The organism is Pandoraea nosoerga (assembly GCF_902459585.1).
Classification (GTDB): domain Bacteria; phylum Pseudomonadota; class Gammaproteobacteria; order Burkholderiales; family Burkholderiaceae; genus Pandoraea; species Pandoraea nosoerga.
The window spans coordinates 1-24,461 of sequence record NZ_CABPSC010000019.1; the positions used below are offsets into that span (position 1 = coordinate 1).

Genomic DNA, 24,461 nt, shown 5'->3' on the forward strand with positions numbered 1-24,461 from the left:
CCGGCGCCCGCAGCCGCGCCCGCGGCACCGGTCGCGCCGGCCGCCCCGGCACAGCCGCAGGGTCACGTCGTGACGTCGCCGATGGTCGGTACGTTCTACCGGGCACCCTCGCCCGGCGCCGACGCGTTCGTGCAGGTGGGCGACTCGGTCAAGGAAGGCCAGACGCTCTGCATCATCGAGGCGATGAAGCTGCTCAACGAGATCGAGTCGGACAAGGCCGGCGTGATCAAGGAAATCCTCGTCGAGAACGGTCAGGCCGTGGAATACGGTCAACCGCTGTTCGTGATCGGCTAATGCCGGTTGTCGGACGCCGGCGCCGCCGCTCGACAGCACGGGGCGTCCGGCCCCGCTCCTCTCCCCTTACGGGCAGGACTGCACATAATGTTTGAAAAAATCCTCATCGCCAACCGCGGCGAAATCGCCCTGCGCATCCAACGCGCGTGCCGCGAGATGGGCATCAAGACCGTGGTGGTCTATTCCGAAGCCGACAAGGACGCCAAGTACGTCAAGCTCGCCGACGAGTCAGTCTGTATCGGCCCGGCCCCCTCGGCCCAGAGCTACCTGAACATGCCAGCGCTCATCAGCGCGGCCGAAGTCACCGACGCCCAGGCGATTCACCCGGGCTACGGCTTCCTCTCGGAGAACGCCGACTTCGCCGAGCGCGTAGAGCAATCGGGCTTCACCTTCATCGGCCCGCGCCCCGACACCATCCGCCTGATGGGCGACAAGGTCTCGGCCAAGCAGACGATGATCAAGACCGGCGTGCCGTGTGTGCCGGGCTCGGAAGGCGCGTTGCCCGAAGATCCCAAGGAAATCGTGCGTATTGCACGCCAGATCGGCTATCCGGTGATCATCAAGGCCGCAGGTGGCGGCGGCGGGCGCGGCATGCGCGTGGTGCATACCGAAGCCGCGCTAGTGAACGCGGTCAACATGACGCGTGAAGAAGCCGGCCGCGCTTTCGGCAACCCGGAAGTGTATATGGAGAAGTTCCTCGAGAACCCGCGCCATATCGAAATCCAGGTGCTGGCCGACAAGCACAAGAACGCTATCTGGTTGGGCGAGCGCGACTGCTCGATGCAGCGCCGTCACCAGAAGGTGATCGAAGAGGCGACCGCGCCGCTGATTCCGCGTCGCCTCATCGAGCGCATCGGCGATCGCTGCGCCGACGCGTGCAAGAAGATGGGCTACGTTGGCGCCGGCACCTTCGAATTCCTGTACGAGAACGGCGAGTTCTACTTCATCGAGATGAACACCCGCGTGCAGGTCGAACACCCGGTCACGGAGATGATCACGGGCGTCGACATCGTGCAGGAGCAGATTCGCATCGCCGCCGGCGAGAAGCTCGCCTACCGCCAGCGCGACATCCAGTTCCAGGGCCACGCCATCGAGTGCCGCATCAACGCGGAAGACCCGTTCAGGTTCACGCCGTCGCCGGGCCGCATCACCTCCTGGCACATGCCGGGCGGCCCCGGCATTCGCGTCGACTCGCACGCGTACAACGGCTACTTCGTGCCGCCCAACTACGATTCGATGATCGGCAAGCTGATCGCCTACGGTGCAACGCGCGAGCAGGCGATCCGCCGCATGCGCGTGGCGCTGTCGGAAATCGTGATCGAAGGGATCCAGACGAACATTCCGCTGCACCGGGAGTTGATGCTCGACGCCAAGTTTGTCGAAGGCGGCACGAGCATTCACTATCTGGAACACAAGCTGGCGCAGAAGTCTGCCGTCGGCGGCAATTGAGCCTCACATCGAAGCAGGAAACGCTCGTCATGTATCGCGAACTCGTCGTTGAAGTTGCCCGCGCCCAGGCCGAGGCCCTGTCGGACGCCCTGCTCGATCTGGGCGCGCTGTCGGTGTCCGTGGAAGACGCGGACGCGGACACGCCCGACGAGCAACCGATGTTCGGCGAGCCGGGACTCACTCCGAAGGACACCGCGTGGCAGCGCTCGCGCGTGGTGGCCCTCGTGGGTGAGGACCAGGACGCCGCCGTGCTGCTCGCGGCGGCCGTCAACGAACTGGGCCTCGGCCAGTCGCCGGCGTATACGCTGCGCGAGGTCGAGGAGCAGGACTGGGTACGCCTTACGCAATCGCAATTCGAGCCAATGCAGATCGGCCAGCGCATCTGGGTCGTGCCGTCGTGGCACGACGCGCCTGATGCCGACGCCCTCGTGCTCGAACTCGATCCGGGCCTCGCGTTCGGCACGGGCAGCCATCCGACCACGCGTCTTTGCATGGAGTGGCTGGAACAGCACGTGCAGCCCGGACAGTCGTTGCTCGACTATGGCTGCGGCTCGGGCATCCTGGCTATTCTCGCGCGCAAGTGCGGCGCGGATCCGGTCATCGGCATCGATATCGACCCGCAGGCGGTCGAATCGGCGCGCTACAACAGCGAGCGCAATCATGCGCCGGTCGAATACGGACTGCCCGACGAACTGCGCGACGGCCAATTCCATGTCGTGGTCGCAAACATCCTGTCGAATCCGCTCAAGCTGCTCGCGTCGATGCTGACGTCGCGCGTCGCCCCCGGAGGGCGGCTCGCGCTGTCCGGCGTGCTCGAGCGGCAGGCCGACGAAGTGATCGCGGCCTACGCGCCTTACATGCAGATGGCGGTCTGGCGCGCTCACGATGGCTGGGTCTGCCTGCACGGGCAGGCCGCGCGCTGAGCCGACGACGACGCGCCGACTCCCATGACCCAGTCCTCGCGCGTTCTCGCCACCCGCTGCCCCCATTGCCACACCGTCTTTCGCGTCGTCGCGGATCAGCTCAAGCTGCGCGACGGTCTCGTGCGTTGCGGCAACTGCCGTGAAGTGTTCGACGGACGCACCTATCTGTGCGAACCGCCGAACGACGAGATCGCCGGCGACAGTCCGGCCGCGCCGGGGACACCGGAGACACCAGAGGCTGCTCCCGCCGTACCCGACACGCCCGCCGCCACGGACACCGACGGCTCGCCGGGCACATCGGCCCCGACCGCGCCCGCCGCCGGGCCCGCCCATACGAGGCCGCCGGTTCCCGAAATGCTCACGCCCACGGCCATCGCCGCGCTGCTGGGCGCGCCCGATGAGAGTCGCGCCCAGATGCAGCACGGCCCCGGGCGCTATATGGACGACGACCTCACTGCGTTGCGTGCGCCGACAACTGCGCCCGCCTATGCGACGCCGCAACCGCCGAAGACGTTCACCGGCGGCCGCGACCGGGCGACCCGCCACGGCGCGGCGCGCGTGGCATGGCGAGCGCTGCTCGCCCTGGCGATCATCGGACTGCTCGCGCAATGGGCGTGGCTCGAGCGCGCCGCGCTCGTCGACCGCGTACCGGCCTTGCGCGGCGTGTTCGCGGCAATCGGCCGTCCGCTGCACGTGACGGTTGCGCCGCCGCGCCAGCCGGACATGATTCAGATCTCGGGCGTCACGCTCGTCACCGACGCCCCCGACGCGAACGCTACAAATGCCGCAACCTCCGACGCAACCGCCGACGCGGCATCCGAGGCCGCAGCCGATCCAACGGCCCGGCCGAACGACACGGTCCCGATGACGCTCACCGTCTTCATCCGCAACCAGGCGGACCATGCGCTCGCCTGGCCGTCGCTCGAACTGACGCTGTCGGACATCGACGGCAAGCCGGTCGTGCGACGGGTTTTCGCGGCGAGCGACTACGTGGCCGACGCCGCGTTGCGCGACGCCGGCCTGGCACCGCGCAACGAACGCACGATTCGGTTACGATTGTCGGCGCAGGCAGCGCTGGCCAGTAACTATCGGGTGCTCGCGTTCTATCCCTGACACGCGCTGCCGCACTCAACCTAGGAGATATCGATGTCCCAAGTCACGCTCGGGGGCAACCCCATCGAAGTTGACGGCCAGTTCCCGCAGCCGGGGCAGACCGCGCCGGCCTTCAAGCTGGTCAACGCCAAACTGCAGGACGTCTCGCTCGACGACTTCGCTGGCAAGCGCAAGGTGCTCAACATCGTGCCGAGCCTGGATACGCCGACCTGCGCCACGTCCACCCGCAAGTTCAACGAAGCCGCCAGCAAGCTCGAGAACACCGTCGTACTGGTCATTTCGGCCGACCTGCCGTTCGCGATGAGCCGCTTCTGCGCCACCGAAGGGCTCAACAACGTCATCCCGCTCTCGACCATGCGCGGTCGCGAGTTCCTCAAGAACTACGGTGTGGCAATTGCCACCGGGCCGCTCGCCGGTGTCGCGGCGCGCGCCGTCATCGTGCTTGACGCGGACAATCGCGTCGTCCATTCGGAGCTCGTGTCGGAAATCAAGAACGAACCGAACTACGACGCAGCGCTTGCCGCCAAGTAAGCGCCGGCGTTCCTTCCAGTGCACCCGGTGCATGCAATGCCCCGCGCCGGCGGGCGCGTCGCGGCGCACCCGGGCGCACCGGCGGCATCGGCCGCGTGACATCGCCGACGCGCATCGGTGCGAGGCGCCGGCCCGCGGTTTGACAGAGCCGCCCTTCAGCCCCCCATCCATTCTTTCGCAAGGACCCATTCCGTGACTACCGTGATCTGCGGCTCGCTCGCCTACGACAACATCATGACCTTCGAAGGCCGCTTCGGCGAGCACATCCTGCCCGATCAGGTGCACATCCTGAACGTCAGCTTTCTGGTGCCGACGATGCGCCGCAACTTCGGCGGCTGCGCGGGCAACATCGGCTACAGCCTGCATCTGCTCGGCGGCAAGCCGGTTGTCATGGCCACCGTCGGCGAGGATGGCGCGGCGTATCTCGAGCGCTTCCAGTCACTCGGCATGACCACGGAATTCGTGCGCACCGTCTCCGGCAGCATGACGGCCAACGCGATGATCACGACCGATCTCGACAACAACCAGATCACCGCCTTCCACCCGGGTGCGATGATGTTCTCGTCGCAGAACCGCGTGGCCGATGTGCAGGGCGCAAAGCTCGGCATCGTCGCGCCCGACGCGCCGGACGCCATGCTCGCGCATGCCGAAGGTTTTGCCGCCGCCGGCGTGCCGTTCGTGTTCGACCCGGGCCAGGGTCTGCCGCTGCTCTCGCCCGAGGCACTGCGTCGCATGGTGGAACTCGCTACTTATCTTGCGGTCAACGACTACGAAGCCAAGCTCCTCGCCACGAAGACCGGCTGGTCGATGGAAGACCTGCAGTCGCGCGTCGAGGCACTTGTCGTCACGCGCGGAGAGCACGGGGCCCTGATCTTCGCCGGCGGCAAGCAGCACGACATTCCGGCCGTGACCGCCAAGCGTGTCGTCGACCCCACCGGTTGCGGCGACGCATTCCGTGGCGGTCTGCTCTATGGCATCGAAAAGGGCCTCGACTGGCCGACCACCGGCCGCCTGGCCAGCCTGATGGGCTCGCTCAAGATCGCCGAGCAGGGTCCGCAGACGTATGCACCCACGCGCGCCGAGATCGAGGCGCAATACGAAGAAGCGTTCGGCCACCGCTTCGAGTGAATTGATTAAGGCACAACGATGGCACGACTGACCACACCGCTCATTCTTCTCACCGCCGCGGCTTCGCTCACCCTGTCCGCCTGCACGGCGTTCGGGCCGAGCAACTCCGCGAGCGTCTACAGTAGCCGTCAGGCACAACGTGAACAGGTCGTCCGCATGGGTACGGTCGAATCGGTGCGTCCGGTGACGATCGACAGCAGCAACGGCGACCCCGGCATTCTGGGCATCGCCGGCGGCGGCGCGCTCGGTGCGATCGGCGGCAGCGCGATCGGCGGCGGTCGCGGCTCGATCGCGACGGGCATCGTCGGCGGTCTGCTGGGCGCGGTTGCCGGGCAGGCCATCGAAAGCCGCATGAGCAAGAAGGCGGGTCTGGAAATCACAGTGCGACTGGACAACGGTGAGCTGCGTGCGATCACGCAGGACGCCGACGAGGCCTTTCAACCGGGCCAGCGAGTACGCCTGCTCTCGAGCGGCGGTGTGACGCGTGTGACGCACTGACCTTCGGCGCTTCAGTACGGCGCGCGGCGAATGCGGCGCCCGCAGGGAAGCGGTATCGCAAGGCGGCGAGACGACGGCCATGAAAAAACCCGCTGTGACACGTAAGCATCACAGCGGGTTTCGGATCGAGTAGGCCTACTCGATCAAAAGACACCGAAGTGCCTTGGTTCCTGCATCGGCACTCGGATTACGGACGGCTGCCGGTCGGGAACGGCCATGCCGCTGCCGGGTTCAACGCCGTCTTGGCTGCTGCGGGCGCCGGTGCGGGAGCAGCGGCGGCAGCGGCAGGCTTGGCGGCAACCTTCTTCACCGCGGCCTTCTTCGCAGCAGGCTTCTTGGCAGCAGCCTTCTTCGCAGCAGGCTTCTTGGCGACAGCCTTCTTCGCAGCAGGCTTCTTGGCTGCGACCTTCTTCGCCGCTGCCTTCTTGGCTGCCGGCTTCTTGGCGGCGACCTTCTTCACTGCTGCCTTCTTGGCTGCCGGCTTCTTGGCGGCGACCTTCTTCACTGCTGCTTTCTTGGCGACCGGCTTCTTGGCGGCGACCTTCTTGGCTGCCGGCTTCTTGGCAGCTGCGGCCTTCTTCGCCACCGGCTTCTTGGCGGCCACGGCCTTCTTCGCGACCGGCTTCTTGGCGGCGGCAGCCTTCTTCGCTACCGGCTTCTTGGCGGCAGCCTTCTTGGCTGCAGGTTTTTTCTTAGCAGTAGTAGCCATCACATTACTCCTTAACGTGAGAGATCACTCAAACAAACCACCTGAGAAGGAAACCCGACCACCGTGCGGCGAACTGCCGGCGAGCGGGCTATTCATCGGCGTACGCATCGGACATCGACGGCTTACGCTAATGAATTCGGCGCTGCGCGCGCGATGCGAACCGTGTGTGCTCACGCGCGCAAAAAAATTGCCGGCGACATTGCCGCCAGCAATTCGATTGTCTTGAGAAAGGGGATTCGCCAGATTCTTCGGGGGGTAGCTTGCCTGTCCCGTCATCGGGATGGAGGAGATTGCGATAGCGGATAAGCGATACTGCTTGCTATGCACCAAGGTTTTTACGCTCCGTAACTACCAGCTCTCTGTCGCGGGAGGAAAGCGATGCACGCTTTCGTGTGTTCATCGAGACTGCAATTTATTTGAGCGAATAATAATTCTTTTGTGATGCGATGTTAATACTTTGCGCACAAAAAAGCGCACATCGATCGCAATGAAGAAGTCAATCTGTTGTATTTGATGCACAGCGCACTCGCATGCCGATGTGCGCGAAGCACTCACGCAGCGTCGATCACGACGCGTGAGCGAGGAGGATGTGTGTGACCCGCACGTTCTCTTTTGCTTCTCCTGCTGCCAGTCACACGTGCGTAGCACGCACACACCATCCTCTCGAAAACCGCATGGTTGCTGGCTTTGCAGCCAGCAACCCTTTCCCGCAGCCTGCTCAGTCCCAGCTCAGTGCACCGCCGGTCTGGTACTCGATCACACGCGTCTCGAAGAAGTTGCGCTCCTTCTTCAGGTCGATCATCTCGCTCATCCACGGGAACGGATTTTCTTCGTTCGGATAGAGCGCCTCGAGACCGATCTGAGCGCAACGGCGGTTCGCGATGAAGCGCAGATAGCTCTTGAACATGCCCGCGTTCAGTCCGAGCACGCCGCGCGGCATCGTGTCTTCGGCGTAGCGGTACTCGAGCTCGACGGCCTTCAGGAACAGACCGCGGATCTCTTCGCGGAATTCCGGCGTCCAGAGGTTAGGGTTTTCCAGCTTCACCTGGTTGATGAGGTCGATGCCGAAGTTGCAGTGCATCGACTCGTCGCGCAGGATGTACTGGTACTGCTCCGCGGCGCCGGTCATCTTGTTCTGGCGGCCCAGCGCGAGGATCTGCGTGAAGCCGACGTAGAAGAACAGGCCCTCCATGATGCAGGCGAACACGATCAGCGAGCGCAGCAGCTTCTGGTCGGCTTCCTGCGTGCCGGTCTTGAACGACGGGTCGGCCACCACCTCGATGAACGGCAGCAGGAACTCGTCCTTGTCGCGGATCGACGGCACTTCGTGGTACGCGTTGAAGATCTCGCCCTCGTCCAGGCCCAGGCTCTCCACGATGTACTGGTAGGCGTGGGTGTGGATCGCCTCTTCGAACGCCTGACGCAGCAGGAACTGGCGGCACTCCGGTGCCGTGATGTGGCGATAGGTGCCCAGCACGATGTTGTTCGCGGCGAGCGAGTCGGCCGTCACGAAGAAGCCGAGGTTGCGCTTGATGATGCGGCGCTCGTCTTCGGTCAGGCCGTTCGGGTCCTTCCACAGGGCGATGTCGCGCGACATGTTGATTTCCTGCGGCATCCAATGGTTCGCGCAACCGGCCAGATACTTTTCCCAGGCCCACTTGTACTTGAAGGGCACCAGCTGGTTCACGTCCGTCGTGCCGTTGATCACGCGCTTGTCGGAGGCGCTCACGCGGCGCGTCGACTGCGAGGCGATCACACTCGGGGCGTCCCCCTGCGTGCCGAGAATGTTCGGCTGCGGCGAGAGCGGCGCCGCCGGTGCGGCGGGTTTGGCGATGGAGGTGTCTTCTTCCCAGTTCAGCATAGGGTCTCAGTCCGTTCAGGTTGGTGCGATACACGCAAGAGCGCGCATCGCCGAAGTGACAGATCAGCGCTTCGCGTGCGAAGGCCGACCAAAAACTTGCGATCCGGCGGCCGGCTGCCTTTCGCGAGTCGCGCGAAATTCACCGGAGGTCATGCCGTGTTTCGAGGTGATGCAGATGCGCAATGGCGCTGTATTGAACGACGATGCCGACGCGAGAGCCACCACAACATCCTCACCTCCCGACGTCGAATTGGATGACTCCAATTTAGCACAATTGTGTCACTCATTCCAGCGAACGACACTAGATATAGTGTCGCAGTGCACGATAACCACTATACCTAGTGTTTTCGCCCATTCCCCGATGGGCGCCATCCGGCGCCGCGGGACCGGCATCTTGCCACGAATCGGCCGCTCGCGACAGCCTTCGCGCGCCCGGGTGCGAAGCCTTGCGGCGACAGTACCGCCGTCGTCGCGGCATTGGCGTATCCTGTGCGGCAAGCGTCGCCGCGCAGCGAACCGGAACGGCAGATTCCGGCGCGCGCATCTTCGACGCAGATGAAGGAGAAACCCGACGATGACTTCCCCCGACGCCGAACGCGCACGCACCGGCACACCCGCCGCCGGCCCCACGCCGCTTACCCTCACCCCCGGCAAGCCGATCCGCCTGTCGGCTGGCACGCTGATTGCGGAGATCCAGCCGGCCTGTGGCGGACGGCTTTCGCGACTCGCCCGGCGCGACACGCGCGCTGACGATTTCGACTATCTCGTGCCCCTGGGCAACGAGCCGTTCCCCTCGGACGAATGGCCGAAAGCCGGCGCGTTTCCGATGCTGCCGTATACCAATATGCTGCGCGAGGACACGCTGCACTGGCAGGGGCGCGCCATCACCGTTCGCGAGGCGCCGGCGGCGTCCAGTTCGCTGCACGGCTGGGGACTGCGTCGCGCGTGGGAAGTCGTCGACGAGAGTCCGCACTGCTGCGTACTGCAACTCGACAGCCCCGCACAACCCGAGTGGCCCTGGCACTACCAGGCCTACCTCGCCGTGACGCTCGACGCGCTGGGCGTCGACGTGCAGTTGTCCATCACCAACCTGTCGACGGCCGACATGCCGGCCGGCCTCGGTCTGCACCCGTACTTCCGCTGGCCGGCAGGCGCGCGTCTCACGTTCGAGTCGGAAGCCGTCTGGCGCTCGCCTTCGGAGGACGTGCGCTGGCCGAGCGAGCAACGCGTACACGTGGGCGCGATCGAAGTCGTCTCGGTGGGCGGCGGACTCGACACCGAGGGCCGCTCCACCTGGTTCGCCGAAGTGCCGGCCGACACCGGGCGCTTCGAGGCGCGCATCGACTACGCCGGCGGCCTGCGCTCGGCCACCGTGCGCAGCGAGGACGCGGCATGGCTCGTCGTCCACTCGCCGGCCGGTCGCCCTTACCTGTGCCTGGAACCGTCGACCCATCGCGTGGGCGAGTTTGACGAGGACCACACCGTCGTGCCGCACGGCGAGACGCTCAGCCTCGCAATGCGCATCGATCTGCGCTGAAAGGGACGGCGCCGGCCCGGCCCGTCGGCGGCGCCTCTGTCCGCCCGCGCGGCGCACACCGCGCAAAGAAAAAACCCCGTCGGCCCGCAAGGGCGACGGGGTTTTCCGTGTGCCGGGCGCCACATGCGGCCCCCGGCAGACCCGGCTTACTGGCAGGCCTCGCACTCCTCGAAGCCGGGGTCGCCCGGACGCATCGTGCAGACGGCGCCTTCGGCTTCCGGCATCGGCTGGGCCAGCGGCGAAGTCGGCTCGGCCGAGAAACCACCCGACACGCCGCCCGAGGACGGCACCGCGTTGAGCGCGCCGTGGCTCACCGTCGATTTCTCGACGTGCGTGGCGGCCATGGTACGCAGGTAGTACGTGGTCTTCAGGCCGCGCGTCCAGGCCAGCTTGTACGTCTCGTCGAGCTTCTTGCCCGAAGCGCCCGCCATATAGATATTGAGCGACTGCGCCTGGTCGATCCACTTCTGACGACGCGACGCCGCCTCGACCAGCCACTTCGGCTCGACTTCGAACGCCGTGGCATAGATCTCGCGCAGGTCGGCCGGTACGCGGTCGATACGCGAGAGCGAGCCGTCGAAGTACTTCAGGTCGGCGACCATCACTTCGTCCCACAGGCCGCGAGCCTTCAGATCGCGCACCAGATACTCGTTGACCACCGTGAACTCGCCCGACAGGTTCGACTTCACGTACAGGTTCTGGAACGTCGGCTCGATACAGGCGGACACGCCGATGATGTTCGAGATCGTCGCGGTCGGTGCGATCGCCACGCAGTTCGAGTTGCGCATGCCGTGAGCAGCGATGTGCTTGCGCAGGCTGTCCCAGTCGAGCGTGGCCGACATGTCGACGTCCACGTAGCCGCCGCGCTCCTCGGCCAGCAGCTTGAGCGAGTCTTGCGGGAGGATGCCGCGGTCCCACAGCGAGCCCTTGTACGATGAATACTGACCACGCTCCTTGGCCAGTTCGGTCGACGCCCAGTAGGCGTAGTAGCACACGGCTTCCATCGAACGATCGGCGAACTCGACGGCGGCCTGCGACGCATACGGCGTGCGCAGCAGGTGCAGGCAGTCCTGGAAGCCCATGATGCCCATGCCCACCGGACGGTGATGCAGGTTCGAATTGCGCGCCTTCGGCACCGCGTAGTAGTTGATGTCGATGACGTTATCGAGCATGCGCATCGCCACGCGAATGGTGCGCTGCAACTTCTCGTGATCGAGCTCGTAACCGTTGGCGGTCTGCTTCATGTGCGCCACGAGGTTCACCGAACCGAGGTTGCACACGGCGATTTCGGTGTCGCTCGTGTTGAGCGTGATTTCCGTGCACAGGTTCGACGAGTGCACCACGCCCACGTGCTGTTGCGGCGAGCGGATGTTGCACGGATCCTTGAACGTGATCCACGGATGGCCGGTCTCGAACAGCATGCCCAGCATCTTGCGCCACAGCGCCTGCGCCGGCACCTTCTTGAACAGCTTGATCTCGCCGCGCGCGGCCTTGTCTTCATAGGCCGTGTACGCCTGCTCGAAGGCCTTGCCGTACTTGTCGTGCAGATCCGGGCAGGTCGACGGCGAGAACAGCGTCCATTCGCCGCCTTCCATCACGCGCTTCATGAACAGATCGGGAATCCAGTTCGCCGTGTTCATGTCGTGCGTGCGGCGACGATCGTCGCCGGTGTTCTTGCGCAGCTCCAGGAATTCTTCGATGTCCAGGTGCCACGTTTCCAGATAGGCGCACACGGCGCCCTTGCGCTTGCCGCCCTGGTTCACGGCCACGGCCGTGTCGTTGACCACCTTCAGGAACGGCACCACGCCCTGGCTCTTGCCGTTCGTGCCCTTGATGTGCGAGCCGAGCGCGCGCACCTGCGTCCAGTCGTTGCCCAGGCCGCCGGCGAACTTCGAGAGCAGCGCATTTTCCTTGAGCGCTTCGTAGATGCCTTCCAGATCATCGGAGACGGTCGTCAGGTAGCACGACGAGAGTTGCGAGCGACGCGTGCCGGAGTTGAACAGCGTCGGCGTCGAGCTCATGAAGTCGAAGCTCGACAGGATCTGGTAGAACTCGATCGCGCGCGCTTCCCGCTCGACTTCGTTGAGCGCCAGGCCCATTGCCACGCGCATGTAGAACGCCTGCGGCATTTCGATGCGGTGACCGTCGATGTGCAGGAAGTAGCGGTCGTACAGCGTCTGCAGTCCCAGGTAATTGAACTGCAGGTCGCGCGAGGCGTCGAGCGCGGCGCCCAGCTTGGCGAGGTCGAACGAGAGCAGCTGCTCGTCGAGCAGTTCGGCTTCGACGCCCTGCTTGATGAAGCGCGGGAAGTACTCGACGTAGCGCGCCGGCATTTCGGCCTGCGGCACTTCTTCGCCGAGGATCTCGCGACGAATCGTGTGCATCAGAATGCGGGCGGTGACCTGGCTGTAAGCCGGTTCCTTTTCGATCAGGGTGCGCGAGGCGAGGATTGCCGAGTCGTAGACCTGGGACAGCGGCACGCCGTCGTACAGGTTCTTGATGGTCTCGGCGAGGATCGGCTCGGCATCGACTTCGCTGCCCAGGTTCTCGCAAGCGGCCTGCACCACGGCGCGCAGGGCGGCCATGTCGAGCGGGCGGCTCACGCCGTTGTCGGTGACATGCAGCACCGGTGCGGCGGGCGTGGCGGTCTGCGGCGCGGCCTCGACCGCGTGCGCGCGCTCTTGCGAGCGCTTCTCACGGTAGAGCACATAGGCGCGCGCCACGTTGTGCTCGCCTTCGCGCATGAGCGCCAGTTCGACCTGGTCCTGAATGTCTTCGATGTGGAAGGTGCCGCCGTTCGGGCGGCTGCGCACCAGCGCGCGCACGACGTTCTGCGTCAACTGCTCCACGAGTTCGCGAACGCGCGCCGAAGCCGCGCCCTGCCCGCCGTTGACGGCCAGGAACGCCTTGGTCACGGCGATCGCGATCTTCGACGGCTCGAAACCCACCACCGCGCCGTTGCGTCGAATCACTTTGTAGTCGGCGTTGGTCGCCGGCTGGAATGCGCCCGTGGTCTGGGGCGCCGACGCACCCGCGCCGTTGCCGGCATTCGCCGCAGGCGTCGGGTTCGGGCGGGTGAGGTTTTCGTTAGTCTGCATGTAAAAAACTCCCGTTCCAATGAGATGGTGCTGTTAGCGCGTCTCTACCGGTTTCAGTGCCGGCAAAAATACGCCCTGGGGGGCGCCGATGGAGCGAAGTGCTGAACACCGCACGACCGACGGACGGCCAAGGGTTCGAGGTGTCCGCTGCACGGCTTTGCTGCTATGCCGCCCCGCGCGAGACGCCGCAGGACAAGCACGGTATTGAGGGTTTTGCTCTCGGCGCCGATCTCCACATCAACCACTAGATATAGTGGTCAGCGCTCGAATTGGCACTAAGTATAGTGGAGATGACGCACTCCGCAAACCCAAAAATTTCTACTGCCGGGAACGCCCGTGGCGCCGTCGTGTCAAGCAAAACCTACCCACGCATGGGGATTAATCGGCCGGCTGAAACGGCAATGCCGCGGGGCTCAGGCCCGCCATTTTGCGCAAGCGCCGCCACTCGAAATGCGGCCCCGGGTCGGTCTTGCGCCCCGGCGCTATGTCGGCGTGTCCGGCCACCGCCCGAATCGGATAACGCTCAAGCAACAGCCGCGTGAGCGCCGCCAGCGTGACGTACTGCGCGGACGTGAACGGCACGTCGTCGGCGCCTTCGAGTTCCACGCCGATCGAAAAATCGTTGCAGCGCGTGCGGCCGGCGAACGACGACGCTCCGGCATGCCACGCACGCGCGTCGCACGACACGAACTGCTGCAACGCACCATCGCGCCGCACGAGAAAGTGCGACGAGACGTGTACGCCGCGGATCTCGTCGAAGAACGGATGCGCGTCGTGATCGAGACGGTTCTGGAAGAACGCCGCGATCTCGGGGCCGCCGAACTGTCCCGGCGGCAGCGAGATGTTGTGCACCACGAGCAGCTCGGTCGGCATACCCTGCGGCCGGGCGTCGAAGTTCGGCGACGGCAGATGTTCCGCTTCGCGCACCCAGCCCTCGCCGTCGAGCGTCAACACGGGCAGTGTGTCCGGGGCGTTCATGCGTCACCTCGCGCCAACGCCGCGACGCACGGCACGCCGGACGCGCCCGCTGCCCACACCCGGTCCGTCGCGGCCGAGGCCGGAGCCGCGGCGCGCACGAACGCGCTCGGTGCAACGACACCGTGGCGGGCGTCGCACGAACGGTCCTGACGATCAGGACGATCCGGATGTCTCGGACGAAGCGGGGATGCGGGCTCACGCCGGAGCGCAACCTTAGGGGATGGAGATGACTGGAGCATGACGGGCACGAAGAACTCCCGTGGAGCGAGGGGAGGCATTGTAGCCCACTTGGCGTGGCGACGCCCCAGGGCGCGCGTGCCGCGAAAGAAGAAGCCTCTCGCCGCACCTGGCCGAGAGGCTTCCGTGGGCGTGACCACGCCCGGGGATGGCATCGCTCTCGTGTCGCGCGACACGCGCACCATCCCGCGCCGCTCACAGGGGCGGCGCCAAGGGCCGTTGCCGGCCGATGAAACCCGTTCTTGCGTCGTCGAATCCGTCACCTCGCGCCGTGTGCGCCGATCAGGGGAACGCCGGAATGGCAGCTTCCACGCCTTCCATGTGCGCTTCCGGGTGATGCGCCTTGAGCATGTCGCGAATCTCGTCGACGCGCCCGTCCCGCACGTCCACCATCAGTAGGATCATGCCGCGCTCGAGCGGTTCGCGAAACGCCTTGAGTCGCGAGTTCGGCACCGACACGCCGATCATGCTCGACACCCAGGCGCCGAAGAGCGCGCCGAGCGGCGCCGTCACGATCATCAGCTCCCACTGGGGGCGCGTACCCACGATGGGGAAAAACGCGGCGACCGCACCGACGGCCAGCCCACAGAAACCGCCGATCACGAGCCCGGCTTCCGCGCCGTGCACGATATCGGAGGTCTGAAGCAGGTTCGCCTCGTGCAGTCCCTCCAGGTCCATTTCGTCACGCGCCATGAAGTGGATGTGACGCTCCTCGATCCGGGCGAGCAGCAAGTCGCTCATCGTGCGCTGGGCACTGGCCAGATCGGGAAGAAGGAAATACATCCGTCTGCGCATTAGCATAGTGCGCCCTCCTGTCGTCGCCCCCCTTTGCGCGCCTTATCGCGCGGCTTGTCGCGCGTCTTGTCGATGGGGTCGGTAACTTGAGTTTTAGTGCATGCGACAGGCATGTGCAAGGCAGCGCGCGGGCGCCGCCTTGCCGCCCTGAGGAGAGCGAGGGAAGAATGCGGTATCGATGCGCGCACGGTTCGCGCGGGCGCGCTCAGGCGCGGCGTTCGCGCGCGAGATAGGCGTCGCGATGCGCGCCGCTGCAAAAGTGCGTGCCGCCGGCGCCCGCCACGGATTCGCTCTCGGGAAGGTAGGTGTCGCATTCGTCGCAGCGCACCATGCGCTCGGCCGGCGGCAGCGACTGCTGCGCCGTCGTGCGTGCGCCGTTGGACGGCGGCGCACGCATGCGCTCGGCGTCGCGCTTGCGCTCGTTGTGGCGCATCCACCAGGTCCCGGCAATCAACAGCAGGAGTAACAGCAGGATATTGCGCATCGCGCTTCAAGTCTCCGTCATGCGATGCAGCACCACCTCAAGGACGAAGCGAGAACCGACATACGCCAGCAACAGCGCCACGAACGACGCCAGAACCCAACGCAGCGCGACCTTGCCGCGCCACCCGTAGAAGTGCCGCCCGAGCAGCACCGCCCCGAACATTACCCACGACACCACCGCGAACACCGTCTTGTGATCGATGCGCACGGCGCGCCCGAACAGCGCCTCGGAGAACATCACGCCCGAGATCAGCGTCAGCGTGAGCAGCACGAAGCCGGCGCCGATCAGGCGGAACAACAGCTTCTCCATGGTGAGCAGCGGGGGCAGCGTCTCGAGCCAGCGGGAGAGCCAGCCGGTCGCCTCGCCGCTTCGCGAGGGGTGCAGGTGACGCTCCGCATAGATCATCAGCAGCGCGTGAAGCGCGGCGAGCGCGAACAGCCCGTAGGCCATGTTGGCGATGATGAAGTGCGCCTTGAAAATCGGATCGGCCGCAAAGCCGAGAATGCGCACATCCGGAAAAATCATCGGCAACAGACACGCGACGGCGGCCACCGGTGTGACCATCAGCCGCAGGCTGTCGAGCGGGAAGAAGAAACTCTCGATCCAGTAGATGCCCACCGAGAGCCACAGCATGGCCGAGAGCATGTACGCGAAGCCGAAGTGCATGCTCTGTGCGCGGAAGATCGTCTGATGCAGCAGCACCCCATGCAGCACGAGCACGACGAACAGCGAGAGCTGCATCGGCCAGCGCGAGGGCGTGCCCGCGACCGGCGCAGGCGCGAGCTGCCCGCCCGCCAGGGCGAGCGCGGCGTCGCGCCGGTAGCCTTGCCACGAACAAACCGCCAGCCCGGCGTAGAGGATGGCGGTCAGCGCATACAGTAAAATAGTCATGTCTGAAGTTTACACCAGCCCATGAGGGGCGCGCTGCCGTGCCTGCCATCCTCGCCGAGGACGCGCGCGCGGGGCCACAGCCGGTCTTACAGGATACGTTTCATGCTCGACAATCTCACTACGCGCCTCGCCAAGGTCGTCAAGACGCTGCGCGGCGAAGCCCGCCTGACCGAGGCCAATACGCAGGAAATGCTGCGTGAAGTGCGCCTCGCCCTGCTCGAGGCCGACGTCGCCCTGCCGGTGGTGCGCGACTTTATCGCCAAGGTGAAGGAAAAGGCCCTCGGCGAGGAAGTGATCTCGAGCCTCTCGCCGGGTCAGGCGCTCGTGGGCGTGGTGCAGCGCGAGCTCACCGCGCTCATGGGCGGTGATTACGAAGGCCGCGCCGCCGAGCTCAATCTCGCGACCACGCCGCCGGCCATCATCCTCATGGCCGGCCTGCAGGGCGCCGGCAAGACCACGACCGTCGGTAAGCTCGCCAAGCTGCTGCGCGCGCAGAAGAAGAAGGTGCTGACTGTCTCGACCGACGTCTACCGTCCGGCCGCCATCGCCCAGCTCGAGACGGTGACGCAGCAGGTCGACGCCGACTTCTTCCCCTCGCAGCCCGACCAGAAGCCGGTGGACATCGCCCGCGCGGCGCTCGACTGGGCGCGCCGCCATCACCATGACGTGCTGCTCGTCGATACGGCCGGTCGCCTGGGTATCGACGAGGCGATGATGCAGGAAATCAGCGCCCTGCACGCGCAGTTGAAACCGATCGAAACGCTGTTCGTCGTCGACGCCATGCTCGGCCAGGACGCCGTCAACACCGCCCGTGCGTTCAACGACGCACTGCCGCTCACCGGCGTGGTGCTCACCAAGCTCGACGGCGACTCGCGCGGCGGTGCGGCGCTGTCGGTGCGCCACATCACCGGCAAGCCGATCAAGTTCGTGGGCGTGGGCGAAAAGCTCGACGGTCTCGAAGTCTTCCACCCGGACCGCATGGCGAACCGGATTCTCGGCATGGGCGACATTCTCGCGCTCGTCGAGGAGGCCCAGCGCGGCGTGGACGTGCAGGCTGCGCAGAAGCTCGCCGAAAAGGTCAAGAAAGGCGGCGACTTCGATCTGAACGACTTCAAGGCGCAGATCGGGCAAATGAAAAAGATGGGCGGCCTGTCGTCGCTCATGGACAAGCTGCCCGCCCAGTTCCAGGCCGCCGCGAGCCAGACCAACATGGACCAGGCCGAGAAGCAGGTGCGCCGCATGGAGGGCATCATCAACTCGATGACGCCGGCCGAGCGCGCCAAGCCGGAATTGATCAAGGCCAGCCGCAAGCGCCGCATCGCGGCCGGTGCGGGCGTGCAGGTCCAGGAGGTCAACCGCATGCTCAATCAGTACGACCAGATGCGCACCATGATGAAGAAGCTCAAGGGCGGTGGCATGATGAAGATGATGCGCAGCATGAAAGGCATGATGCCGGGCATGCGTTGACGCGCCGCCACGCCGCCCCGCCGCCCCGCCGCCCCGCCGGTAGCGGATGTTCCGGCCGGCGGGCGGGGATCGAGGCGCGAGTCTCGGGCGTCACGGCGCTCTTTCCGTACCGACGGCCTTTCCGTATATACTCCGGGCCGCATTCGGCGAACGCCCGGCGCACCGAGCGACATCGCCCCCACGCAACACCGTTATACAGGGTCGCCCCATATGAACCGCGAAGAAGCCCTCGAAGTATTCCGTAACTCCGAAGAAATCGTCTCCGCGGCCGAGGTCAACGCCTCGGTCGATCGCATGGCCACGGCCATCAAGGCCGCCATCGGCGACGAATTCCCGATGGTGCTGTCGGTCATGGGCGGCGCGGCCGTCTTCACCGGCATGCTGCTGCCGCGTCTGGACTTCCCGCTGGAGTTCGACTACATCCACCTCTCGCGCTACAACAATACGACCACCGGCGGCGCGATGCAGTGGCGCGTGGCGCCGCGCGATTCGGTGCGTGAGCGCGTGGTGCTCGTGCTCGACGACATCCTCGACGAGGGCGCCACGATGGCCGCCATCCGCGACCGGATTCTCGAGATGGGCGCCTCGAAGTTCTACAGCGCCGTGCTGTGCGAGAAGATCCTCACCAAGGAAAAGCCGTCGCATCCGGACTTCTGCGGCTTTACAGTGCCGGACCGCTATGTCTTCGGGTGCGGCATGGACGCGAAGGGCTACTGGCGCAACCTGCCCGCCATCCGTGCGCTGACCACGCCGCGCTGACCGGCACACGGCGATGGGGCGGGCGGCGAGGCCCGGGCGCGCCGCTCGCCTCAGAACTGGTGCACGAAGATCCGCACGCCCTTGAGGATCATCTCGACCGAGATCGCCACCAGAATCAATCCCATCAGACGCTCGAACGCCGCCACGACGCGCGAGCCGAGCAAACGCTCGATGCGCTCGGCGAGCAGCAGCACCACGGCACAGACGGCCATCGTCACGCACAGCGCCGTAATCCACTCGAGCATGCGCCCCGGCTGTTGCGAGACCAGCAGCATCACCGTGGCCAGCGCCGACGGCCCGGCCAGCGCTGGGATGGCCAGCGGCACGATCAACGGCTCGCCGGCATCGGGCAGCGTACCGTGCTCGTGCCGCGGGAAAATCATCCGCAATGCGATCAGGAACAGCACGATCCCGCCCGCGAGTTGCAGCGACAGATCGGTAAGGCTCATCATGCGCAGGAAGCGCTCGCCGACCAGCATGAAAACGAGCAGGATCGCGAACGCGATGAGCACCTCGCGCACGATCACCCGCGGTCGGCGCGCCGGCGCCACATTCTTCAGGGCGTTGACGAAGATCGGGATATTGCCGAACGGATCGGTGATGAGCAGCAACAGCACCGTGGCTGACGCAAACGTGTATTCCATGGAGACACCCATCGCCGCGACTGGCGCGGACTCGCGCGGACCGGCGCGGACTCGCGTGAATATGACAACGGCAGTCGCCGGGGCGACTGCCGTCAGGGATTGCCGATGTCGCGGCACCGCCCGCTCCGCGGGCGACTCGCCACCCTCCGCCGGGCAGGCCTGGCGGCGCCGCGCCGCGCCGATGCTCAGACCGCCTTGGCAGCGCGCACCTTGCCGGCCACGATTTCGGCCACGTCAGCCGCATCGAGCAGTTGGGCCTGCGTGTCGCGACGGCCCTGATACTCGATCTTGCCCTCCTTCAGGCCGCGCTCGCCGATCACCAGACGGTGCGGCACGCCGATCAGCTCCCAGTCGGCGAACATCACGCCGGGGCGCTCGCCGCGATCGTCGAGAATCACGTCGATGCCAGCGGCCAGCAGCGCTTCGTACAGCTTGTCGGCAGCCGCGCGCACCGCGTCGCTGCGCTCGTAGCCCATCGGGCACAGCACCACTTCGAACGGTGCGATCGATTCCGGCCAGATGATGCCGCGCTCATCGAAATTCTGTTCGATGGCCGCTCCCAGAATCCGCGTGATGCCAATGCCGTAGCAGCCCATTTCCATCGGCGCGGGCTTGCCGTTCTCGTCGAGGAAGGTGGCGTTCATCGCATCGGAATACTTGGTGCCGAGCTGGAACACGTGCCCCACTTCGATGCCGCGGCACAGCGCGATCTCCCCCTTGCCGTCGGGCGAGGGGTCGCCCGGCACGACATTTCGCAGATCGAAGACCACCTCCGGCTCGGGCAGGTCGCGGCCCCAGTTCACGCCGGTGATGTGGTAGTCGACTTCGTTCGCGCCGACCACGAAGTCGCTCATCTTCGCGACCGTGCGATCCACCACGAGCCTGACCGGCTTTTTCGTGCCGATGGGGCCGAGGTAGCCCGGCGGCGTACCGAACCATTCCACGATTTCGGCCTCGCTCGCGAAGCGGAAATCCGCCAGGCCGGGCACCTTGCTCGCCTTGATCTCGTTGAGTTCGTGATCGCCGCGCAGCAACAGCAGCCACAGGGTCGTGCCGGTGTCTTCGCTATCGGTGGCGAGCACGATCGACTTGACCGTGCGGGCAAGCGGGATCGAGAGCAGTTCGGCCACCGCTTCGCACTTGGCCTTGCCGGGCGTAGCGGTCTTCGTCATTGCCTCGGCCGGCGCGGCGCGCTCGCCCTGGGGCGCGAGCGCCTCGGCCATCTCGACGTTGGCCGCATAGTCCGACGTCGGGCAATAGGCGATCGAGTCCTCGCCGGTCTCCGCGATCACGTGAAATTCGTGCGAGCCCGAACCGCCGATGGAGCCGTTGTCGGCCACCACGGCGCGGAATTCCAGGCCCAGGCGCGTGAAGATGCGCACGTAGGCGTCGAACATTTTCTGATACGACGCCTGCAGGCCGGCACGATCCTTGTCGAAGGAATAGGCGTCCTTCATGATGAACTCGCGCCCGCGCATCACGCCGAAGCGCGGCCGGATCTCGTCGCGGAACTTCGTCTGCACCTGGTAGAAATTCACCGGCAACTGGCGATAGCTCTTGATTTCGCGACGCGCGATGTCCGTCACGACCTCTTCATGGGTCGGGCCGACGACGAAATCGCGGTCGTTGCGATCCTTCAGGCGCAGCAGTTCGGGGCCGTACTTCTGCCAGCGACCCGATTCCTGCCAGAGTTCCGCCGGCTGCACCGCCGGCATGAGCAACTCGAGCGCGCCGGCGCGGTTCATTTCTTCACGGACGATGGCTTCGACCTTGCGGATGGAGCGCAGACCGATCGGCAAGTAGTCGTAGATTCCGCCGGCAACGCGGCGGATCATGCCGGAGCGCATCATCAGCTTGTGGCTGACGATTTCGGCGTCGGCGGGCGCCTCCTTGAGGGTGCCGATGAAGAAACGAGAGGCTTTCATGCAGATTTCCGGAAAAATGAGGGTCAACGGCGCACGCGGCGATTCGATGGATGGCCGGGATCCGGGCCGGGGCGCGCCCGAACGTCGTCACAGCCCCCGAGACACCCGCCGGCCCTGCGCGCCGCCCCGGTCGCCCGAGCCGCCGCCGGCCGCCGCGCCGGTGATTATCTGTTTATAATCGAAGCAATTTTAAAGGATTCAAGGGTGGTTGTATGCTGGACCGTGAAGGCTTTCGCCCGAACGTCGGCATCATCCTCTTAAACGCACGCAATGAAGTGTTCTGGGGCAAGCGACTGGGCGAGCACTCCTGGCAGTTCCCGCAAGGCGGCATCAAGTACGGCGAAACGCCCGAACAGGCCATGTTCCGCGAATTGCACGAGGAAACCGGGCTGAAGCCAGAACACGTCAAGATCATCGGTCGCACACGCGACTGGCTGCGTTATGAGGTGCCGGACAAGTTCATCAAGCGCGAAGTGCGCGGACATTACCGGGGCCAGAAGCAAATCTGGTTCCTGCTGCGCATGGTCGGCCGCGACTGCGACATCTGCCTGCGCGCGACTGATCATCCCGAGTTCGACGCCTGGCGCTGGAACGAATATTGGGTGCCGCTCGACGCCGTGATCGAGTTCAAGCGCGAAGTCTATCAACTCGCACTGAACGAACTCTCGCGTTACCTGCGCCGCTCCGCCGCGCGCGCCCAACAGGACCGGCGGCGGTTTCCGCGCGCCGGCGCCCGCGTCGGCGAACCGCCGCAGGCCGTGACGGGTACGCCGCACTCGCAGGACGCGAGCCGCAGCGAACCCGATTGCGGCAACGGTTCGCCGCCGGGCGGCGCCGCCCAGGGTCTGCCGCCCCGGGAGCCGTGAACCGGGTCGCGCAGGGCCTGTCACATCGACGGACGCGGGCCTCCGCCCGCGTTCCGTTGCCTTTCGTTGCCTTTCGTGGTCTTTCCGTGACCTTTCATGGCCTTTTCGTGGCATTGCGCGCCCCTAACGAATTGCTATCGAGCCACTAACGAGCCACTAACGAGCTACTAACGAGCCACGCGCGCGCCCCGGAAGGCCACCATCACAACTTCGCTGCGCCTTCGTCCGTCCAATCGATTTCCCGACCACAACCCATGCGCTCTTTCCTTGCCCGCCGCACCCCGCGCCCGACCGCTTCGGCGCCCCTGGCATCCTTGCCCGCCCTCACTGCCCTCACCGCCCTCACGCTGTTGGCGGCCTGCAGCAGCGTCTCGCAGCCCGTCCAGGACTTCGACGAGTACCTGGCCCAGCAGGAAGCGGCCAAGGGCAAGTGGAAGGAAGCCGCATACAGCCTGCCGACGAGCGCCCCGCAAGACGCCGACCTGATCAGCTTCCCCACGCTGCCCAACGCCGCGCTCGACTATGCCATCGACGCGAAGTCGGTGCAGGTCACCGAGGACGGCGTGGTGCGCTACATCGCCGTCATCCGCAGCAAGCAGGGCGCGCGCAACGTCTCGTATGAAGGCATGCACTGTGCCACGTTCGAGTCGCGCCTCTATGCGACCGGCCGTCCCGACGGCACGTGGGCGCCTGCGCGCAACAGCGAGTGGCGCCCGATCCGCCCGTATGGCGCAACGGCATATCAGGGCATTCTGTACCGCGACTACCTCTGCCAGGACAAGACGCCGTTGGGCAGCGCGAAGGACATCGTGCAGAATCTGCGCTATCCGACGACGCCCACGAACTATCGCTGAACTATCGCCGAGGTATCGCGCGTCTGGGGCGCCTCCTGCGCGGTCCCGCACCGCCTACGCGGTCAGGGATGTAAAAACGCCGGTCACGCTTGACGTGCCGGCGTTTTTTTGTCGACCACGCGCGCCGCGCGACAGCGGCTCAGCGCAGGATCAGGTTGTCGCGATGGATCAACTCCGGCTCGTTCGCGAAGCCGAGCACCTGCTCGATGTCGCTGCTCGGATGGCGCCGGATCAGGCGCGTCTCCGACGCACTGTAGTTCGACAGGCCGCGCGCCACTTCGTGACCGGCCTCGTCCACGCAGGCGATGACTTCCCCGCGCGCGAACGTGCCTTCCACGTCGATCACGCCGATCGGCAGCAGGCTCTTGCCTTCTTCCACCAGCTTCTTGCAGGCGCCGGCGTCGATGACCACGCGTCCGCGCACCTGCAGATGATCCGCCATCCACTGTTTGCGGGCCGTGAGGACTGCCGTGCGCGCGACCAGCTGCGTGCCGATGGCCTCGCCGCTCGCCAGACGCACAAGTACGTCCGTCTCGCGGCCCGACGCGATCACGGTATGCGCCCCGCTCGTCGCGGCGCGCTTGGCGGCCAGTATCTTGGTCAGCATGCCGCCGCGCCCGATATTGGTCCCTGCGCCGCCGGCCATCGCTTCCAGACGCTCGTCGCCGGCGTCCGCCTCATGCACGAACTCCGCATCGGGATGCTTGCGCGGGTCGGCCGTGTACAGGCCCGACTGGTCGGTCAGGATGACGAGGGCGTCGCCGTCGATCAGATTCGTGACGAGCGCGCCAAGCGTATCGTTGTCGCCGAACTTGATTTCGTCGGTAACGACGGTGTCGTTTTCGTTGATGATCGGCACCACGCCCAGACGCAGCAGCGTGAGCAAGGTCGTGCGTGCGTTCAGATAGCGCTCGCGATCGGCCAGATCGGCATGCGTGAGGAGAATCTGCGCGGTGCGCACGCCGTGCTCGGCAAAGCGCGTCTCGTAGACCTGCGCAAGCCCCATCTGCCCCACGGCGGCAGCCGCCTGCAGTTCGTCGATGGCCTTCGGGCGGCGCGCCCAGCCCAGTCGCTGCATGCCCTCGGCAATGGCGCCCGAGCTGACCAGCACGACCTGCTTTGGCGGACGTCCGTCACCGCCATGCCGCAGCGCGGCGATCTGTTGCGCCCATCGCGCAATCGCGACATCGTCCAGCCCGCGACCGTCGTTGGTCACGAGACTGGACCCCACTTTCACCACGAGCCGTTTCGCATCGGCGATGACCGAACGCATGGAACTGAACTCTCCTGCGGAGGTATTTGGGAAAACTGGCCGCTACCGTCGTCGGGAAGCCCATCGAAATCGACCTTCCCTCGCGCGGCCGCGGCGGCCGGATCGCTGGCACGGGCGCGGTTGCCGCTCCAGCACCAGTTCTCGAGT

Annotated in this window: 23 protein-coding genes; 12 read left to right on the top strand and 11 right to left on the bottom strand. The window is 65.7% G+C overall.

The window, feature by feature from the left end; all coding sequences use genetic code 11:
- From accB to PNO31109_RS19755, 7 genes are all read left to right on the top strand, one after another.
- Positions 1-294 (top strand): acetyl-CoA carboxylase biotin carboxyl carrier protein (gene accB / locus PNO31109_RS19725; protein WP_150557152.1); only part of this gene is annotated, 294 nt, incomplete at its 5' end.
- A gap of 87 nt (positions 295-381) precedes the next feature.
- Complete coding sequence (gene accC, locus PNO31109_RS19730; protein ID WP_150557153.1) at positions 382-1,743, top strand: acetyl-CoA carboxylase biotin carboxylase subunit; 1,362 nt, start codon at positions 382-384, stop codon at positions 1,741-1,743.
- A gap of 29 nt (positions 1,744-1,772) precedes the next feature.
- Positions 1,773-2,666 (top strand): 50S ribosomal protein L11 methyltransferase, encoded by an 894-nt coding sequence (prmA, locus tag PNO31109_RS19735; RefSeq protein WP_150557154.1) that lies wholly within the window; start codon positions 1,773-1,775, stop codon positions 2,664-2,666.
- Between the two features lie 24 nt (positions 2,667-2,690).
- Positions 2,691-3,779: a DUF3426 domain-containing protein gene (locus tag PNO31109_RS19740; RefSeq protein ID WP_150557155.1), complete on the top strand. Its 1,089-nt coding sequence runs from the start codon at positions 2,691-2,693 to the stop codon at positions 3,777-3,779.
- Between the two features lie 33 nt (positions 3,780-3,812).
- Positions 3,813-4,310 carry a thiol peroxidase gene (gene tpx, locus PNO31109_RS19745; RefSeq protein ID WP_150557156.1) on the top strand — a complete coding sequence of 166 codons (498 nt, stop codon included), beginning with the start codon at positions 3,813-3,815 and terminating at the stop codon, positions 4,308-4,310.
- Between the two features lie 192 nt (positions 4,311-4,502).
- Positions 4,503-5,438, top strand: a complete 936-nt coding sequence (locus PNO31109_RS19750) for a carbohydrate kinase family protein (protein ID WP_150557157.1) — start codon at positions 4,503-4,505, stop codon at positions 5,436-5,438.
- A gap of 18 nt (positions 5,439-5,456) precedes the next feature.
- A complete protein-coding gene (locus PNO31109_RS19755) occupies positions 5,457-5,936 on the top strand; it encodes an outer membrane lipoprotein (RefSeq protein WP_150557158.1) in 480 nt (159 codons plus the stop codon).
- 187 nt (positions 5,937-6,123) lie between these two features.
- On the opposite strand, the gene PNO31109_RS19760 is transcribed toward PNO31109_RS19755, so the two are convergent.
- From PNO31109_RS19760 to PNO31109_RS19770, 3 genes are all read right to left on the bottom strand, one after another.
- Positions 6,124-6,645, bottom strand: a complete 522-nt coding sequence (locus tag PNO31109_RS19760; protein ID WP_150557159.1) for a histone H1-like DNA-binding protein — start codon at positions 6,643-6,645, stop codon at positions 6,124-6,126.
- A 24-nt stretch (positions 6,646-6,669) separates the two neighbouring features.
- Positions 6,670-6,975 (bottom strand): hypothetical protein, encoded by a 306-nt coding sequence (locus tag PNO31109_RS19765; protein ID WP_150557160.1) that lies wholly within the window; start codon positions 6,973-6,975, stop codon positions 6,670-6,672.
- A gap of 388 nt (positions 6,976-7,363) precedes the next feature.
- Entirely contained in the window at positions 7,364-8,506 is a 1,143-nt protein-coding gene (locus PNO31109_RS19770; protein WP_150557161.1) for a ribonucleotide-diphosphate reductase subunit beta, read from the bottom strand.
- 574 nt (positions 8,507-9,080) lie between these two features.
- On the opposite strand from PNO31109_RS19770, the gene PNO31109_RS19775 reads away from it, so the two are divergent.
- A complete protein-coding gene (locus PNO31109_RS19775) occupies positions 9,081-10,043 on the top strand; it encodes an aldose epimerase family protein (RefSeq protein WP_150557162.1) in 963 nt (320 codons plus the stop codon).
- 146 nt (positions 10,044-10,189) lie between these two features.
- Here PNO31109_RS19775 and PNO31109_RS19780 read toward each other — a convergent pair whose 3' ends face one another.
- The 5 genes from PNO31109_RS19780 to PNO31109_RS19800 form a co-directional block, all read right to left on the bottom strand.
- Positions 10,190-13,141, bottom strand: a complete 2,952-nt coding sequence (locus PNO31109_RS19780) for a ribonucleoside-diphosphate reductase subunit alpha (protein ID WP_150557163.1) — start codon at positions 13,139-13,141, stop codon at positions 10,190-10,192.
- 378 nt (positions 13,142-13,519) lie between these two features.
- On the bottom strand, positions 13,520-14,119 hold the full coding sequence (gene ampD / locus PNO31109_RS19785) for a 1,6-anhydro-N-acetylmuramyl-L-alanine amidase AmpD (protein ID WP_150557164.1): 600 nt from the start codon (positions 14,117-14,119) through the stop codon (positions 13,520-13,522).
- A 519-nt stretch (positions 14,120-14,638) separates the two neighbouring features.
- Positions 14,639-15,151 carry a DUF1269 domain-containing protein gene (locus PNO31109_RS19790; protein ID WP_150557213.1) on the bottom strand — a complete coding sequence of 171 codons (513 nt, stop codon included), beginning with the start codon at positions 15,149-15,151 and terminating at the stop codon, positions 14,639-14,641.
- A gap of 205 nt (positions 15,152-15,356) precedes the next feature.
- Positions 15,357-15,635: a PP0621 family protein gene (locus PNO31109_RS19795; protein WP_150557165.1), complete on the bottom strand. Its 279-nt coding sequence runs from the start codon at positions 15,633-15,635 to the stop codon at positions 15,357-15,359.
- 6 nt (positions 15,636-15,641) lie between these two features.
- Positions 15,642-16,526, bottom strand: a complete 885-nt coding sequence (locus tag PNO31109_RS19800; RefSeq protein ID WP_150557166.1) for a cytochrome C assembly family protein — start codon at positions 16,524-16,526, stop codon at positions 15,642-15,644.
- A 102-nt stretch (positions 16,527-16,628) separates the two neighbouring features.
- On the opposite strand from PNO31109_RS19800, the gene ffh reads away from it, so the two are divergent.
- Together ffh and PNO31109_RS19810 are read left to right on the top strand one after the other, a co-directional pair.
- Positions 16,629-17,993, top strand: a complete 1,365-nt coding sequence (gene ffh / locus PNO31109_RS19805) for a signal recognition particle protein (protein ID WP_150557167.1) — start codon at positions 16,629-16,631, stop codon at positions 17,991-17,993.
- Positions 17,994-18,203: 210 nt separating this feature from the next.
- The gene (locus tag PNO31109_RS19810) at positions 18,204-18,752 is read left to right on the top strand and encodes a hypoxanthine-guanine phosphoribosyltransferase (protein WP_150557168.1); all 549 of its coding nucleotides are present in this window, start codon (positions 18,204-18,206) and stop codon (positions 18,750-18,752) included.
- Between the two features lie 50 nt (positions 18,753-18,802).
- Here the strand turns inward: PNO31109_RS19810 and PNO31109_RS19815 are convergent, their stop codons facing one another.
- Entirely contained in the window at positions 18,803-19,396 is a 594-nt protein-coding gene (locus PNO31109_RS19815; protein WP_150557169.1) for a MarC family protein, read from the bottom strand.
- A 185-nt stretch (positions 19,397-19,581) separates the two neighbouring features.
- Positions 19,582-21,321 carry a proline--tRNA ligase gene (locus tag PNO31109_RS19820; RefSeq protein WP_150557170.1) on the bottom strand — a complete coding sequence of 580 codons (1,740 nt, stop codon included), beginning with the start codon at positions 21,319-21,321 and terminating at the stop codon, positions 19,582-19,584.
- Between the two features lie 212 nt (positions 21,322-21,533).
- Here PNO31109_RS19820 and PNO31109_RS19830 point away from each other — a divergent pair, with 212 nt between their 5' ends.
- Both PNO31109_RS19830 and PNO31109_RS19835 read left to right on the top strand, forming a co-directional pair.
- Positions 21,534-22,187 (top strand): RNA pyrophosphohydrolase, encoded by a 654-nt coding sequence (locus tag PNO31109_RS19830; RefSeq protein ID WP_241013672.1) that lies wholly within the window; start codon positions 21,534-21,536, stop codon positions 22,185-22,187.
- Positions 22,188-22,501: 314 nt separating this feature from the next.
- The gene (locus PNO31109_RS19835) at positions 22,502-23,041 is read left to right on the top strand and encodes a CNP1-like family protein (RefSeq protein WP_174966479.1); all 540 of its coding nucleotides are present in this window, start codon (positions 22,502-22,504) and stop codon (positions 23,039-23,041) included.
- Between the two features lie 139 nt (positions 23,042-23,180).
- On the opposite strand, the gene proB is transcribed toward PNO31109_RS19835, so the two are convergent.
- A complete protein-coding gene (gene proB / locus PNO31109_RS19840) occupies positions 23,181-24,314 on the bottom strand; it encodes a glutamate 5-kinase (RefSeq protein ID WP_150557173.1) in 1,134 nt (377 codons plus the stop codon).
- Positions 24,315-24,461 lie beyond the last annotated feature (147 nt).

Bases quoted from the DNA above. Each gene is read 5' to 3' on its own strand.
- accC (WP_150557153.1), top strand. From the start codon at position 382: ATGTTTGAAAAAATCCTCATCGCCAACCGCGGCGAAATCGCCCTGCGC.
- PNO31109_RS19770 (WP_150557161.1), bottom strand. From the start codon at position 8,506: ATGCTGAACTGGGAAGAAGACACCTCCATCGCCAAACCCGCCGCACCG.
- PNO31109_RS19755 (WP_150557158.1), top strand. From the start codon at position 5,457: ATGGCACGACTGACCACACCGCTCATTCTTCTCACCGCCGCGGCTTCG.
- PNO31109_RS19820 (WP_150557170.1), bottom strand. From the start codon at position 21,321: ATGAAAGCCTCTCGTTTCTTCATCGGCACCCTCAAGGAGGCGCCCGCC.
- PNO31109_RS19790 (WP_150557213.1), bottom strand. From the start codon at position 15,151: ATGCGCAGACGGATGTATTTCCTTCTTCCCGATCTGGCCAGTGCCCAG.
- PNO31109_RS19830 (WP_241013672.1), top strand. From the start codon at position 21,534: ATGCTGGACCGTGAAGGCTTTCGCCCGAACGTCGGCATCATCCTCTTA.
- ffh (WP_150557167.1), top strand. From the start codon at position 16,629: ATGCTCGACAATCTCACTACGCGCCTCGCCAAGGTCGTCAAGACGCTG.
- proB (WP_150557173.1), bottom strand. From the start codon at position 24,314: ATGCGTTCGGTCATCGCCGATGCGAAACGGCTCGTGGTGAAAGTGGGG.
- PNO31109_RS19810 (WP_150557168.1), top strand. From the start codon at position 18,204: ATGAACCGCGAAGAAGCCCTCGAAGTATTCCGTAACTCCGAAGAAATC.
- PNO31109_RS19740 (WP_150557155.1), top strand. From the start codon at position 2,691: ATGACCCAGTCCTCGCGCGTTCTCGCCACCCGCTGCCCCCATTGCCAC.
- PNO31109_RS19795 (WP_150557165.1), bottom strand. From the start codon at position 15,635: ATGCGCAATATCCTGCTGTTACTCCTGCTGTTGATTGCCGGGACCTGG.
- ampD (WP_150557164.1), bottom strand. From the start codon at position 14,119: ATGAACGCCCCGGACACACTGCCCGTGTTGACGCTCGACGGCGAGGGC.
- prmA (WP_150557154.1), top strand. From the start codon at position 1,773: ATGTATCGCGAACTCGTCGTTGAAGTTGCCCGCGCCCAGGCCGAGGCC.
- PNO31109_RS19775 (WP_150557162.1), top strand. From the start codon at position 9,081: ATGACTTCCCCCGACGCCGAACGCGCACGCACCGGCACACCCGCCGCC.
- PNO31109_RS19800 (WP_150557166.1), bottom strand. From the start codon at position 16,526: ATGACTATTTTACTGTATGCGCTGACCGCCATCCTCTACGCCGGGCTG.
- PNO31109_RS19760 (WP_150557159.1), bottom strand. From the start codon at position 6,645: ATGGCTACTACTGCTAAGAAAAAACCTGCAGCCAAGAAGGCTGCCGCC.
- PNO31109_RS19815 (WP_150557169.1), bottom strand. From the start codon at position 19,396: ATGGAATACACGTTTGCGTCAGCCACGGTGCTGTTGCTGCTCATCACC.
- PNO31109_RS19780 (WP_150557163.1), bottom strand. From the start codon at position 13,141: ATGCAGACTAACGAAAACCTCACCCGCCCGAACCCGACGCCTGCGGCG.
- tpx (WP_150557156.1), top strand. From the start codon at position 3,813: ATGTCCCAAGTCACGCTCGGGGGCAACCCCATCGAAGTTGACGGCCAG.